11 protein-coding genes are annotated in these 14,824 nt (G+C 69.1%); 4 read left to right on the top strand and 7 right to left on the bottom strand.

Annotation, left to right across the window (positions count from 1 at the left end; all coding sequences use genetic code 11):
* Positions 1-108: 108 nt before the first annotated feature.
* The 3 genes from BKH20_RS03045 to BKH20_RS03035 all read left to right on the top strand — a co-directional run bounded on the left by BKH20_RS03045 (position 109) and on the right by BKH20_RS03035 (position 5,835).
* On the top strand, positions 109-1,440 hold the full coding sequence (locus BKH20_RS03045) for a glutamine synthetase family protein (RefSeq protein ID WP_075373074.1): 1,332 nt from the start codon (positions 109-111) through the stop codon (positions 1,438-1,440).
* Between the two features lie 18 nt (positions 1,441-1,458).
* Positions 1,459-5,085, top strand: a complete 3,627-nt coding sequence (locus BKH20_RS03040) for a bifunctional [glutamine synthetase] adenylyltransferase/[glutamine synthetase]-adenylyl-L-tyrosine phosphorylase (RefSeq protein WP_075389892.1) — start codon at positions 1,459-1,461, stop codon at positions 5,083-5,085.
* A gap of 96 nt (positions 5,086-5,181) precedes the next feature.
* Positions 5,182-5,835: a histidine phosphatase family protein gene (locus BKH20_RS03035; protein WP_075389891.1), complete on the top strand. Its 654-nt coding sequence runs from the start codon at positions 5,182-5,184 to the stop codon at positions 5,833-5,835.
* Positions 5,836-5,845: 10 nt separating this feature from the next.
* Here BKH20_RS03035 and BKH20_RS03030 read toward each other — a convergent pair whose 3' ends face one another.
* From BKH20_RS03030 to lipB, 7 genes are all read right to left on the bottom strand, one after another.
* Complete coding sequence (locus BKH20_RS03030) at positions 5,846-6,646, bottom strand: amino acid ABC transporter ATP-binding protein (protein WP_075389890.1); 801 nt, start codon at positions 6,644-6,646, stop codon at positions 5,846-5,848.
* Positions 6,643-7,608: an amino acid ABC transporter permease gene (locus tag BKH20_RS03025; RefSeq protein WP_075389889.1), complete on the bottom strand. Its 966-nt coding sequence runs from the start codon at positions 7,606-7,608 to the stop codon at positions 6,643-6,645. The genes BKH20_RS03030 and BKH20_RS03025 overlap by 4 nt, the downstream gene beginning before the upstream one ends.
* 3 nt (positions 7,609-7,611) lie before the next feature.
* Complete coding sequence (locus BKH20_RS03020; protein WP_070663085.1) at positions 7,612-8,532, bottom strand: ABC transporter substrate-binding protein; 921 nt, start codon at positions 8,530-8,532, stop codon at positions 7,612-7,614.
* A gap of 155 nt (positions 8,533-8,687) precedes the next feature.
* Positions 8,688-10,112, bottom strand: a complete 1,425-nt coding sequence (glnA, locus tag BKH20_RS03015) for a type I glutamate--ammonia ligase (RefSeq protein WP_075389888.1) — start codon at positions 10,110-10,112, stop codon at positions 8,688-8,690.
* A gap of 201 nt (positions 10,113-10,313) precedes the next feature.
* Positions 10,314-11,069, bottom strand: a complete 756-nt coding sequence (locus BKH20_RS03010) for a DUF4191 domain-containing protein (protein ID WP_081381570.1) — start codon at positions 11,067-11,069, stop codon at positions 10,314-10,316.
* A gap of 78 nt (positions 11,070-11,147) precedes the next feature.
* The gene (locus BKH20_RS03005; protein ID WP_075389886.1) at positions 11,148-12,179 is read right to left on the bottom strand and encodes a lipoyl synthase; all 1,032 of its coding nucleotides are present in this window, start codon (positions 12,177-12,179) and stop codon (positions 11,148-11,150) included.
* 91 nt (positions 12,180-12,270) lie between these two features.
* Positions 12,271-12,972, bottom strand: coding sequence for a lipoyl(octanoyl) transferase LipB (lipB, locus tag BKH20_RS03000; protein ID WP_075389885.1), 702 nt, complete (start codon positions 12,970-12,972; stop codon positions 12,271-12,273).
* 102 nt (positions 12,973-13,074) lie between these two features.
* On the opposite strand from lipB, the gene BKH20_RS02995 reads away from it, so the two are divergent.
* Positions 13,075-14,808: a protein kinase domain-containing protein gene (locus BKH20_RS02995; protein ID WP_256692998.1), complete on the top strand. Its 1,734-nt coding sequence runs from the start codon at positions 13,075-13,077 to the stop codon at positions 14,806-14,808.
* The last annotated feature ends 16 nt before the right edge of the window (positions 14,809-14,824 follow it).

Here is a 14,824-nt window from a genome sequence, read left to right as displayed (position 1 = left end):
TGTCTGACGCACCCGCGCACTAGGCTGGACCCGGCAGAACGTCTCGGGCGCAGGACCACCGGCCACGTCGTCGGCGGGCTAGCGCGCCACCATGCTGAGGAGGCCCCATTGGACAAGCAGCAGGAGTACGTGCTCCGCGCCATCGAGGAACGCGACATCAGCTTCATCCGCCTGTGGTTCACTGACGTCTCCGGACAGCTCAAGTCCGTGGCCATCGCGCCGGCCGAGGTCGAGAGCGCCTTCGAGGAGGGCATCGGCTTCGACGGATCGGCCATCGAGGGCCTGACGCGCGTCTTCGAGTCCGACATGCTTCTGGCCCCTGACCCCTCCACCTTCCAGATGCTGCCGTGGCGGGACGGGGACAACGGCGTGGCCCGCATGTTCTGCGACGTTCTCACGCCCGACGGCGAGCCGGCCCGCACCGACCCGCGCTCCGTGCTCGAGCGTCAGCTCGCCAGGGTCGCCGAGGCCGGATTCACCTGCTACATCCACCCGGAGATCGAGTTCTACCTGGTCAACTGTGACGCCGACGGGCGCATCCGCCCCACTGACGACGCCGGTTACTTCGACCACGTGCCCGGGGGTACCGCCCACGACTTCCGCCGCCAAGCCATCCTCATGCTCGAGCAGATGGGGATCTCGGTGCAGTTCTCCCACCACGAGGGCGGCCCGGGCCAGAACGAGATCGACCTGCGCTTCGCTGATGCCCTGTCCATGGCGGACAACATCATGACCTTCCGTGCCGTCGTGGAGGAGGTGGCCCTCAAGGAGGGCTGCCTGGCGACCTTCATGCCCAAGCCCTTCCCCGACCAGTTCGGCTCGGGCATGCACACGCACTTCTCCCTGTTCGAGGGTGACCGCAACGCCTTCTTCGACCCCGCCGGCCAGTACCAGCTCTCCGCCACCGGTCGCTCCTTCATCGCCGGTCTGCTGCACCACGCCTCGGAGATCACGGCCGTCACCAACCAGCACGTCAACTCCTACAAGCGCCTGTGGGGAGGGGACGAGGCCCCCAGCTACGTGTGCTGGGGCCACGACAACCGCTCCGCCCTGGTGCGCGTCCCCATGCACAAGCCCGGCAAGGCCCAGTCGACGCGGGTGGAGTTCCGCGGTATCGACTCCTCGGCCAACCCCTACCTGGCCTATGCGGTCATTCTGGCCGCGGGTCTCAAGGGCATCGAGGAGGGCTACGAGCTTCCCCCGGAGGCCGAGGACGATGTCTGGGCCCTGTCGGAGATGGAGCGCAGGGCGCTGGGCATCCACGCCCTGCCCACCTCGCTCAAGAGCGCGGTGGCCGCCATGGAGCGCTCCGACCTGGTGGCGGACACCTTCGGTGAGGACACCTTCGAGTTCTTCCTGCGCAACAAGCGCCGCGAGTACCGGGCCTACGACGCCCAGGTCACCGACTTCGAGATCGGCCAGTTCTTCCCTCGTGCCTGAGCGCAGCAGGAGACAGCTGTGAGAGACCGCAGCGAGAAGCGGACACCGATCGGTTCCCCCTCCCGGCACAGCTCCTCGCCCAGGACCCTGCTGCTGCGGGCCGGGTTCCACAATGCCGCCCGTGCCGGGGAGCTCCTGGGTGACCCGGCGCTGCTGCCCTTCCTGCCGGAAGACGCTCAGGACGACGACGCCGAAGAGGCGGGTGACCCCGGCGGGCGCACCTCAGCGGACCACTCCAGGCGGCTAGGCGGCCGGCCCGCTGACGTGCGACTCGGACCGGCGCGTGAGGAGCTCATCGACTCCCTGGCGCTCACCGCCGATCCCGACATGGCTCTGCTCAGCCTCGTCCGACTCGCCGAGGCCGCGTCCGCAGCCGAGTCGGGTGACCTGGCGTCGGCAGACGGTGTCGAGCCCGGGTGCACGACGACGCCGGCAACACTTCTACGCAGCATCATGAACGATCCGGCCGCGGGGCCGCGTGAGCACAGGCGCCGCCTGCTCGCGGTCCTGGGCGCCTCGCAGGCCCTGGGCGACTTCCTCGTGGCGCATCCCGAGCGCCTCACGGCGCTCGGGATGCGCAGGGCGTGGAGCTCCCCGGAGGAGGCCGGTCCCGGCGAGGTGCTGCAACGAGTGGTCCACGACGCGCTGGGGCAGACCGCCCCTGCGCAGGCCGCCCCCACAGACAGCGATAAGAGACCCCCTCACCCGGGAGACTGCGCTGTCAGCCGGGCGACCGCGGCGCTGCGGCGCGCCTACCGGGACCGGCTCACGGCAATCGTCGCCGATGACCTCACCAGCGCCGACCCGATCGAGCACGTCCCCACCGTCTGTCGCCGCATGACCGACCTCGCCGATGCCGCCCTGGACGCGGCCCTGCTCATCGCCCGCGCCGCCGTCGGACCGCAGGCCGATGAGGTGGCCCTCGCCGTGATCGCCATGGGAAAGACCGGGGCCCGCGAGCTCAACTACATCTCGGACGTCGACGTCGTCTACGTCGTCGGCCCCGCCCACGAGCCGCAGGGCGCTCACGAGCCGATCAGCGAGGAGTACCTCGTGGAGGTCGGCACGCACCTGGCTACTGAGCTCGCCCACGTCGTCTCCGCCACGGCGCCCGAGCCGCCTCTGTGGCCACTGGACACGGCGCTGCGCCCCGAGGGCAAGGACGGCGCGCTCGTGCGCACTCTTGACTCCCACCTGGCCTACTACCGCAGGTGGGCCGCCTCCTGGGAGTTCCAGGCCCTGCTCAAGGCCAGGGCCTGTGCCGGCCACGCTGAGCTCGGCGCCCGCTACGAGCAGGGCGTGGCGCCCTACGTGTGGGAGGCCAGCCGACGGGAGCACTTCGTGGAGGACGCCCGTGCCATGCGGCGCCGGGTGGAGAAGGAGTCCGTGCCGCGCGGCGGAGCGGACCGGCGCATCAAGCTCGGGCCCGGGGGCCTGCGAGACGTCGAGTTCACCGTCCAGCTCCTCCAGCTCGTCCACGGTCGCTCCGACGAGAGCCTGCGCGTACGCGGCACCCTGGAGGCCCTCGACGCTCTCAGCGCGGGCGGATACGTCAGTCGCACCGACGCCGCGGCCTTGAGCGGCTGCTACAAGGCCCTGCGACTGCTGGAGCATCGCAGCCAGCTCTTCCGGCTACGCCGCACCCACAACCTTCCCGACAAGGAGGAGGACCTGCGCCGCATCGAGCGGGGCATCAGCAACTGCCTGGGCCACGGAGACAGCCTGTGGGAGGACTTCAAAGACCTGCGCCGGCGGGTACGGGCCCTCCACCAGGAGATCTACTACCGTCCCCTGCTGGCCTTCGCGGCCGCCCTCAGCGCCGACGAGATGGCCCTGAGCCCTCAGGCGGCGCGCGAGCGCCTCATCGCCGTCGGCTACACGGACCCCGACGGGGCCCTGCGTCACATCCAGGCCCTCACCGAGGGAGTCAGCCGTCGCGCCGCGATCCAGCGCCAGCTGCTGCCGGTCATCATCGGCTGGATCGGTGAGGGAGCCGACCCTGATTTCGGTCTGCTCTCCTTCCGGAGGCTGTCTGAGGCCATCGGGGGCTCGCACTGGTACCTGGCCATGTTGCGGGACTCGCCGGTGGCGGCACGCCGGCTGTGCCAGGTCCTCTCCAGCGCCCACTGGGCCACCGAGCGCCTCGCGGAGTTCCCCGAGTCCATCGCCTGGCTCGACGACGACGACGAGCTCGCCCCCCGCCGATCCGGCGCGCTGGCGGAGGAGGTCGCCGCCGTCCTGCGCCGTCGCAGTCTCACCGGACCCGATGACACGGCCCTTACCGAGCAGGCGCTCGAGGCGGTCCAGGCGATCCTGAGAGTGCGCGCCCGCGAGGAGGTGCGCGCCTCACTGGCGGACTGCCTGGACGGCATCGACCCCGAACGCACCGCCTCCATCCTCTCCGACGCCACCGACGCGGTCCTGGCCGGGGCATTGACCGTGGCCACCGGGCTGGTCATCGCCCAGCGCGACGGGGTGGAGGCAGTCTCCGCGGGGCCCGACGCAGGCGGGTGCTGGCAGGCCGCCCGCGCCCGCCACACCATCATCGCCATGGGACGCCTGGGAGGTCGCGAGATCGGGTACGCCTCAGACGCAGATGTCCTCTTCGTCCACCAGGCCCGCGACGGGGCGGGGGAGGAGGCCGCCGCCCAGGAGGCCGAGGCCGTCGCCAAGCAGGTCATGGGGCTTCTGGCCTCAGCGCTCCCGCACCCCCTTGAAGTGGACTGCGACCTGCGGCCCGAGGGCCGCAACGGCGTCATGAGCCGTTCACTGGACGCCTACCGCGAGTACTACGGCCGCTGGTCCGCCCTGTGGGAGCGCCAGGCGCTGCTGCGCGCCCGCTTCTGCGCCGGGGACCGTGACCTGGGCCGGCGTTTCGAGGAGCTCATCAACCCGCTGCGCTGGGCGCAGGAGGGTCTGGCGCCCCAGGACCTGCGGGAGATCCGCAGGATCAAGGCCCGGGTGGAGGCCGAGCGCCTGCCCCGGGGCATTGACCCGGCCCGCCACCTCAAGCTCGGCCCCGGTGGGCTCAGTGACGTGGAATGGAGCGCCCAGGTGCTCCAGCTCGCTCACGCCGGTCGGATACCCCAGCTGCGAACCACCTCGACCGTCGCTGCCCTCCAGGCCGCGGTCCAGGCCGGGGTGCTGAGCGCGGACGGCGGGGGAGAGCTGGTCGCGGCCTGGATCCTGGCCAGCCGCCTGCGCTCAGCGATCGTCCTGGGAACCGGGCGCACCTCGGGGCCGCGCTCTCAGGTCCTCCCCATCCAGATCCGGGAGATCCGCCTGGTGGGGCGCCTCATTGGCCTGGGTGCGGGCAGGGAGCGAGAGCTTGAGGACCTCTACCGTCGCAGCGCCCGCCACGCGCGCGCAGTGGCCGAGCGCATCGTCTTCGCCGACGCCGACGCCGACGCCGATGCCCAGGGCTCCACCGCATCGACGCCGTCGAGCACCGCCTCGCAGGCTCAGCCGCACAGCTCGGAGTCACCGCCGCCGGGTTCATCAGGCCCGGCCCGGACCGCTCGCGCGCAGTCCCGTCGGGGTACTGGGGCGGCAGCCTCCAAGAGCGCCAGCTCCAAGGGCTCCAGGCGGGCCGGCCGCCCCCGTGCCACCAGAAGGCGGCCGGAGGGGCCCTACCCCTGGAGCTGACCGGGCGCGGATCGCACCGGACACGGGCCTGTAGGCGATGAGGATCGCACTGTCGCCCTGGGTCCCCGCAACTGAGAACCTGGCAGACTTGCCGCCGTGAGGCTCATTCTCGTACGCCACGGTTGCACCGAGGCCAATGTCATGCAGGCACTCGACACCGCCTTCCCCGGAAATCCCCTGGATGAGGTAGGGCTGGAGCAGGCCGACGGATTGCCGGACCGTTTGGACAAGGCCGGCCTCCTCCACGGGCTGGGGTCGCTGTGGGTCTCCCCGATCCTGCGCGCCAGGCAGACCATCGCCCCCATCGAGGCCGCCACCGGCCTGAGCGCCACCGTCGACTCGGGACTGCGTGAGGTGTTGGCCGCCGACCTGGAGATGAACACTGACGCGCGCTCGGTGGCCTGCTACGTGGACACCACCCGGGCCTGGATGGCGGGGCGCCCCGCCTGCCGCATTCCCGGATCCCCGGAGGACGGGCACGACACGCTTCAACGCTTCGACAAGGCCGTCGGCCGTATCTGCGAGCAGGCCGCCCGGGCGGGAGACTCAGCGGCCCTGCTCGTCTCCCACGGCACCGCGCTGCGCCTGTGGACCTCCCTGAGGGCTGCCGCCGGAGGCGGCGTGGACCCGCTGTGGGTCGCCGACCACCCCATGCACAACACCGGGATCACCGTCGTCGACGGCGATCCCGGTACCGGGTGGAGCCTGACCTCCTGGGATGACGGGGCCTGGGACCGAGCCGCCTCCTGACCGGCCCGCGCTACAGGACCGAGGAGAGGAAGGCCCGGGTGCGCTCGGCCTGCGGGTCGTCCAGGACCTTGACGGGGTCACCGGACTCGCAGATGACGCCACCGTCCATGAAGACCAGCTGGTCGCCGACCTCCCGGGCGAAGCCCATCTCGTGGGTGACCACGACCATCGTCATGCCGGAGGCGGCGAGGTCCTTCATCACCTGCAGCACCTCACCGACCAGCTCGGGGTCCAGGGCCGAGGTCGGCTCGTCGAAGAGCATGAGCTCAGGGTCCATCGCCAGAGCCCGGGCGATCGCCACCCGCTGCTGCTGACCACCGGAGAGCTGGGAGGGGTAGTGGTCGAGGCGATCCCCCAGCCCCACCCGCTCCAGCAGCTCGACGCCGCGCTCGCGGGCCTTGGCCTTCGGAATCTTCTTGACCAGGACCGGTGCCTCCATGACGTTCTGCAGAGCCGTCATGTGGGGGAAGAGGTTGAAACGCTGGAAGACCATGCCGATCTTGGCACGCTGAGCAGCACGGGCCTTGTCCGACAGCGCGTGCAGCTCGGTGCGGCCACCGCGCTCGACCTCACGCATCCCGATGAGCTCGCCGTCGACCTTGACCCGGCCGGCGTCGATGGACTCCAGCTCATTGATACAGCGCAGCAGCGTCGACTTGCCCGAGCCCGACGGGCCGATGAGGACCGTCACCGAGCCGGGTGGGACGATCAGGTCGATGCCCCGCAGCACGTGCAGCTCACCGAAGAACTTGTGCAGGTCGCTGATCTCGACCTTGGGCGTCCCGGCCGCGGTGTGGGCGGATGTGCTCATGGGGTGACCTCCAGGAAAGGACTGTCCTTGGTGGTGTGCGCATCGAGGATGGCCTGCTGGCGGGCCGACAGGCCCCGGCCCGAGGAGGCGGAGGACTTGTCAGGGTCGAAGCCCTTGCCGTAGTAGCGCTCGATGTAGTGCTGTCCCACCATGAGGATCGAGGTGATGATGATGTACCAGATGGCCGCGACCAGGAGCAGCGGAATGATCTGGTAGGTCAGCGACGCGTAGGAGTTGGTGACGAAGGTCAGATCCAGGGCGAAGGGGACCGCCAGCACCAAGGAGGTCGTCTTGAGCATGGAGATCGTCTCGTTGCCGGTGGGCGGGACGATGACCCTCATCGCCTGCGGCAGGACGATCCTGCGCAGGATCTGGCCCCTGCTCATGCCCAGGGCCCCGGCGGCCTCGCTCTGGCCCTTGTCCACCGAGTTCAGGCCCGAGCGGACGATCTCGGAGAGATAGGCGCCCTCGTTGATGCCCAGCCCCAGGACCGCCGCGACGAAGGGGGTGAAGACCGTCGTCGTCTTGAAGGTCAGCAGCTCGGGGCCGAAGGGGACTCCCAGACTCAGCTTCTGGTAGAGCGCGGACAGCGCCCCCCAGAAGACCAGCTGGGTGTAGATCGGGGTACCGCGGAAGAACCACAGGTAGGCCAGCGCCACCCAGCGCAGGACCGGGTTGGAGGACTGGCGCAGGATCGCCGTGGTGACCGCCAGCACGATACCGATGGCCATCGCCATGAAGGTCAGCAGCAGCGTCCAGCCGACGGCCTTGACCACGTGGACCTCACGCAGGAAGAACCAGACCGTGGACCAGTGGAACTTCTCATTGGTGACCAGCCCGTGGATGAGCATGGCCCCCAGGACCGTGACGATCGCGGCACTGATCCACGTCCCCGGGCGGGGGACGGGCTTGGGGTTGTTGAGGACGACCTTGTCGTCCTCAGAGGCGGGTGAGGCGCTCACGGCTCACTCCTTCACTGCGGGATTGAGTTCTGCGGTGGTCAGGGCGGCGTCCTTCACGCCCCAGTTGTCCAGGATCTTCTGCCAGATGCCCCGGTCCATGAGGTACTGGACGGCGGCTTGGATCGCGGCGGTGAACTGCGGATCGGCCTTGGCGGTCACCACCCCCTGGGGGGCGGCGTCCTCGATGTCACCGAGGGTGACGATCTGGCCGTCGGTCAGCTCGACGGCGTAGCCGGCCACGGTGGAGTCCGAGTAGGTGGCGTCGATGGTGCCGCCCACCAGGCCGGTGGTGGCCTCGGACTGCTTGGAGTAGGAACGCACCGACAGCACCGGCTTGCCCGCCTGGGCGCACTTCTCGGCGGCGTCGCGCATGGTGGTCTCCTGGGCGGTTCCCACCTGGACGCCGATGGTCCGACCGCACAGCTTGAGGTGGTCGGAGGTCTCGACGCCCTTGGGGTTGCCTGCCTGGACGTTGAATCGCGAGCCCACGTTGATGTATGCGGTCATGTTGACCTCCCCGATCCGTTCGGGGGTGACCGTGAAGGAGGAGATACCGGCGTCGTACTTGGAGCCGACCGAAGCGATGATGGAGTCGAACTCGGCGGTGTGCACCGTGCCCTTGACGCCCAGGACGGCGGCGATCGCGTTGGTCAGGTCAACGTCGTAGCCCACGGCCTTGCCTGAGGGGTCGAGGAACTCGGCCGGTGCGTAGTCCGTGGAGGCGGCCACGTCGAGGACACCGTCCTCAAGGGCACCTTGGGGGAGCTTGGCGATGATGTCGGGCTGCGCCTGGATCGACGAGGTGTCGAAGGAGTGGATCTGCGAGCTCCGGTTAGCGTTCCAGTCAGCGGCGTTAGTACACGCGCTGAGGACCAGGCAGGCTGTGGCTGCCAGCCCGAGGGCGGCGTGTTGGCGGATCCTCATCGTGGGATCTCCTCTTCGGCATGGATCAAGACGGAGAAAGAATATCCGCAATACAGTATAGATATGCAAGCCGGGAGGGTGGCGTTCAGCACGACGGCGGCCCTGAGCCTCGTGCGTAGGAGGCTCAGGGCCGCCGTCTGAGCTGGGTCAGCGGCTCACAGGTCGTAGTAGAGCTGGAACTCGTAGGGGTGAGGGCGCAGCCGCAGCGGCTCGATCTCATTGGTGCGCTTGTACTCGATCCAGGTCTCGATGAGATCCGGGGTGAAGACGTCCCCCTCGGTGAGGAAGTCGTGGTCGTCCTCCAGCGCCTCCAGGGCCTGGTCCAGGCTGTCGGGGAGCTTGTCGATGTCGAAGTACTCCTCGGGGGCGAGCTCGTAGAGGTCTTTGTCGATGGGCTCACGGGGCTCGATGCGGTTGCGGATTCCGTCGATTCCCGCCATGAGGACCGCGGCGAAGCACAGGTAGGGGTTGGAGGAGGGGTCCGGCACCCGGTACTCCACCCGCTTGGCCTTGGGGGAGGAGCCGGTGACCGGGATGCGGATGCAGGCCGAGCGGTTGCGGGCCGAGTAGACCAGGTTGACCGGCGCCTCGAAGCCGGGGACCAGGCGGTGGAAGGAGTTCACTGACGGGTTGGTGAAGGCCAACAGCGCCGGGGCGTGAGCCAGGATTCCGCCGATGTACCAGCGGGCGAGGTCGGAGAGCTGACCATAGCCCCGCTCGTCGAAGAACAGTGGCTTGCCGTCCTTCCACAGCGAGTGGTGGGTGTGCATGCCCGAGCCGTTGTCGCCGAGGATCGGCTTGGGCATGAAGGTGGCCGTCTTGCCGTTGCGCCAGGCCTCATTCTTGATGATGTACTTGAACTTCATCATGTCATCGCCCGCGGCGAGCAGAGAGTTGAAGCGGTAGTTGATCTCCTGCTGGCCGGCAGTGCCGACCTCGTGATGGGCCCGTTCGATCTCCAGTCCGGAGCCGAGGCAGGTGCGGACCATGCGATCACGGATATCGGACATCTGATCATTGGGTGAGACGGGGAAGTAGCCGCCCTTGAAAGCGGTCTTGTACCCCTTGTTGCCGCCCTCCTCCTCACGGCCGGTGTTCCAGGCCGCCTCGCAGGAGTCGATGGCGTAGAAGGACTCGGCCGGTGAGGACTCGTAGCGCACCGAGTCGAAGAGGTAGAACTCGGCCTCGGCGCCGATGTAGCAGGTGTCAGCGATTCCGGTGGAGCGCAGGTAGTCCTCGGCCTTGGCTGCGATCGAGCGGGGGTCGCGGGAGTAGACCTCGTCCGTGAAGGGGTCGACGATCGAGAAGTTGACGACCAGGGTCTTCTCCTCGCGGAACGGGTCCAGGAAGGCGGTGGTCACATCGGGAACCAGCTTCATGTCCGACTCGTGGATCGCGGTGAAGCCCCGGATTGATGAGCCGTCAAACATGAGGCCGTCAGTGAGTGCCTCATCCTTGAAGGCGGCCACCGGAATAGTGAAGTGCTGCATGACGCCGGGTAGGTCGCAGAACCGCACATCGACCAGCGCGACATTCTCCTTCTCGATGAACGTCAGTGCCTCGGATGCGTCCTTGAACATATCTCCTCCAAGTGGGAACGGCGCACATACTCCACGCGTATGCACTGCGGCTGACAACGGCCACTATGGCCACTATATTGACGCTACCGTGACAAAGGAATGGCGTCAGTGTTGCTTGAGTGTTTCGCCCCTTCGTCGCCGAGCTCCTCGAGCCCGTTGAGCACTGAGTGATGGGAGACGGAGGTGGCCTGGGGAAGTGACTCAGCGACCGCGCATGGCGCGGCGGTCGGGGCGGACCCGATTGGGGTCAATGTGCTTGGGAATCGGCAGGTTCTTGCCCGCCATCGACGTCAGGCGCTTGGAGACCTGCGTGATCTCGCTGTCAGTCAGTGATGTGGGCTTGGTCGGGAGCTGACGCAGCGTCTTGGACAGGTCGGTCAGACGCACCTGCCCGGCGTCGGTGCCCACCTGAAGGGTGTGGATGGGGACGGTGGACAGCAGCCGATGGACCTTGCGCTCCTCCTCGGCCAGCATGCGGCGGGTGCGGGTGCTCGGACCCTCGGCGACGAGAACGACCCCGGGGCGTCCCACCAGCCTCCACACGAGGTCCTGATCCTTGGTGAAGGCCACAGGCTCGGACTCGACGTACCAGCCCCGACTGAACTGATCGAGGACGACCTTGGCGGCCCCCGGTCGACCTTCGAGCTGGCTGTAGGAGGCGCGGCGCACCAGGAACGTCAGGAGTCCCATGTTGATCGCAAACGCGAGCATGAGGCCTAAAACCAGCCAGTACCACAGGTGCAGGCCGTAGCCAAGGGCGATCGCGGCCCCCAGGGCGAGGCACGTGGCGAGTACCGCCAGCATCGCCCACCCGATCCACGGATAGCTTCGCCGCGAGACCGTGTAGGAGTCCTTGATGTTCTGAAGGTACTGAGCCAGCCGGCGCTTCTTCTTCGGCTGGGGGGACTGGGCACTGCTCACGGGCACACCATAGACGACGGCGGTGTGCCGGCACACACGGTCTCGCCGTCAGCGTGGCCGGCGCACGCCGGGAATCCGGCCGGCTGCCTGGGACTCGTGACTCGTGTCGAGTCGTCAGCAGGCGGCGGCGAGGTGGGGATGGGCTCCCAGCAGGGCCGAGGCCTCCTGGCGAGCGGTGGCCGGCTCGGCGAGCTGCGAGAGGTGCTCGGGAATGGGCCGGCCGCGCTTGACCATGGCCCGTCCCCACAGCATGCCGGCGCGGTAGGAGGAACGCACCATGGGGCCGCTCATGACAGCGGCGAACCCGATCTCCTCGGCCAGTTGGCTGAGGTCCACGAACTCCTGGGGCTTGACCCAGCGGTCAACGGGGTGGTGCAGCTTGGAGGGGCGCAGGTACTGGGTGATGGTGAGGATGTCGCAGCGCGCCTCCACCAGCGCGGCCATGGCCGCCTCGATCTCGTCTCGGGTCTCGCCCATGCCCAGGATAAGGTTGGACTTGGTCACCAGTCCCGCCTCCGCGGCGGCCGTGATGACGTCGAGGCTGCCCTGGTAGGAGAAGGCCGGACGGATTCGCTTGAATATGCGCGGGACTGTCTCCAGGTTGTGGCCCAGAACCTCGGGGCGCGAGGAGAAGACGTCCTCAAGCGCGTCGGGGTTTCCCTTGAAGTCGGGGATGAGCAGCTCGACCCCGGTGCCCGGTGAGAGCTCGTGCACCTGGCGGGCGGTCTCGGCGTAGAGCCAGGCGCCGCCGTCGGGGCGGTCGTCGCGGGCCACCCCGGTCACGGTGGCGTAGCGCAGATCCATCTCCGTGATCGAGATCGCCACGCGCCTGGGCTCGTCGACGTCGTACTCGGTGGGACGCCCGGTGGCGATGTCGCAGAAGTCGCAGCGCCGGGTGCACATCTCGCCGCCCACCAGGAAGGTGGCCTCACGGTCGTTCCAGCACTCGTAGATGTTGGGGCAGTTCGCCTCGGCACACACCGTGTGCAGGCTCTTCTCCCTCACCAGACCGCGGACCTCCTGGTAGGTGTCGGAGACGACGGCGCGGGTGCGCAGCCAGTCGGGCTTGGACTCAATGGGTGTCTGGGCGTTGCGCGCCTCGACCCGCAGGAGCTTACGTCCCTCAGGGGCCACGGTGGTGCTCACGTCTACCTCTCCTCGCCGACGACGGTTCCATCGGGAGTCTAGTACTCGCCCGGGGTTTATAGGACCTCCGACCTAGGAGTGGGGCATGTTGTCACGTGGCATCCGCCACCAAGGGGGCCAGGTGGTTCTCCAGGGCGCAGACCAGAGCCTCTGCGGGGGCGCCGGTCGCCAGGTGCCGGCCGGTCTCCGCTGCCAGTGAGGTCACCCCGGCGTCGTCGATCCCGCAGGGAATGATGCGATCCAAGGAGAAGGCCTCCAGGTCGGGGTCGACGTTCAGGCCGATCCCATGCATGGTCACGCCACGGGCGACCCTCACGCCCAGGGCGCAGATCTTGCGCTCCGGGCGCGGGAGGCGGCCGGCCCTCCCCACAGTCTCAGGATCGGCCGGCAGCCAGACCCCGGAGCGCCCCTCGACGCGGACCGTCTCCAGGCCGTAGAGGCCGCACAGCTCGATGACCGCGGCTTCCAGCGCCCGCACGTAACGGATGACGTCAATCGGCTGGGTCAGGCGCAGGATCGGGTAGACGGTCAGCTGGCCCGGCCCGTGCCAGGTGGTCTTGCCGCCACGGTCCACGTCGACCACCGGTACGTGACCCGGCTCGACGACGTCGGCGCTGGGCCGCTCCCAGGAGTGGGCCCGTCTGCCGACGGTGTAGACCGACTCGTGCTCCACGAGCAGGAGCGTGGAGGGCCGCCGTCCCTCCACGACCTCGCTATGGAGAACCCTCTGCCGCTGCCAGCCCTCACGGAAGGGGATGAGCCGGGAACCGAGCCCCATGTCCTCACGCAGCACGGGCGCAGTCTACGTGACCACAACCGGCACCGGAGCCCGAGTTATCCACAGGCCGGTCGAAAGGGCTGGTCATCCGGGAGCGCCGTGATGACCATGGAGTGTATGAGCCCAACGACGTGCCCCCGCCCCGCCGACCGCCCTGGAGAGGGCGCCTCCAAGCGTGCCCGGCCCCGGCGCCGTCCCGTACCTCGACGTCGGCCCCGGCCTCGCCGCACGGGCTCCCCCCGCCCAGCCTCGCTGCCGCCCTCCGACGCGGAGCCGAGCATTCCCGACTCGGCGCTCAGCACCCTGTCGCAGCAGGGTTACACCATTGGTGAGGTCATGGGACGTTCCACCGCCCCCAGCGCCCCTCGCCGTGGGCTCGACGCGCAGGGCCGTCATGTGGTCATCCGGGTCGTCGACCTGCCTCGCGGGCGTGCTGGAGCCCTACTCCTGCGGCGCTTGGCCGATCTGCGCGTCCTGCGCCATCCCGGCCTGGTGACCGTGCGGGAGGTGGTCTCGCTGCCCGAGCACCGGGCGGGCGTCATCATGGACCTCGTCGAAGGGGCGGGACTCGACGTGGTCCTGGGGGCGCGCGGACGGCTGAACATCTCCTGGCTGGCCACGCTCCTGGACGTCCTGGGCTCGGCACTGGCCTACCTGCACGAGCACGGAGCGACCCACGGGGACGTATCGGCCGGCAACGTCCTGGTGACCACTGACGGACATCCGGTCCTCGTCGACCTGCTGGGCTCCGTCATGGAGACGGGGACGCAGGAGTATGCGGCGCCGGAACGCCTCGCCGGTGCCCCGGCGTCCGCAGCCGGTGACGTCTACGCCCTGGCTCGTCTGCTGACCGAGTGCGCGGGACAGGGCGGCACCGCCTCCCGGCGCCTGGCGGGAATCATGACGGACGCGCTGGCCGAGGACCCCGCCGACCGTCCCACCGCCCGGGACCTTGCGGCCCGAGCGCCTCAGCTGGGGCAGACCTCACCCATCGAGCTGCCCGACGGCGCCCGCCTGGCTGCCGGCTCCCTGCGAGCAGCGGCCCGCACCCCGACTCGCACGGTCGGCTCCAGGCTCAGGCCCAAAGCGAGGGCAGGTTTCCGACCGAGGACGAAGAGCGAGCCCCGAAAGGAGCTCAGTACCGCTCACCGCACCGGAGCAGTACCCGCAGCCATACGCTGGGGGAGAAGGGCAGGAACGAGGCGCAGACGCAACCGCACCTGGGGGCTCGCGGCGCTGCTGCTGGTGGCCATCTGCCTGGCTGCCTGGGGGCCGGCCAAAGCTCTGGTGGCGCACAGGCCCGTGTGGGCACTCGGCGCAGCCGCAAGCCCGTCAGGCCCAGAGCGATCGTTGGCGTCCGCCCGCTCCGGTGCCCCTCCCGCAGGCAGCCCCTCTCCCGCCGTTACCAGCAACCCCGCCGCAACAGCGTCGACACCGGCGGCTCCTGGCGGGAGCGGGGGCGCCGACATGGCCAGTGTCGTAGTCGGACTGTCCGCGGCTCGAGACCAGGCTCTCATGGCCGGCGATGCCACCGCTCTGGCGGCCACGACGGTACCGGGGTCGCCCGCGGCGCAGGCCGACACCCAGGTTCTCACCGAGCTGCTTGACTCCGGTGAAGGCGCCGGGGAGCTGCACACCTCCATCAGCCAGGTCACTGAGGTGGCGCTGCCTGACGACGCAGCGGCTCAGTGGCCCGGCGCGAGAGCGATGCAGGTGACGCTGTCCCAAAGTGCCTCAACGCGTTCGGGACCCGCGGGAACTCGGACGGTTCCGGCCCTTGCGCCCCGCCGGGTCGTGCTCATCGTCGTCCCGGAGCCGTGGCGCGTGGCAGACATTCGAGCCGTGGAGTGACCTCAAGGTGCGCCAC

This window comes from Actinomyces oris (genome assembly GCF_001937445.1).
In the GTDB taxonomy this organism is placed as follows: Bacteria; Actinomycetota; Actinomycetes; order Actinomycetales; family Actinomycetaceae; genus Actinomyces; species Actinomyces acetigenes.
The sequence above is the reverse complement of the archived record's forward strand: the minus strand, read 5'-3'. Positions and strand labels throughout refer to the sequence as shown.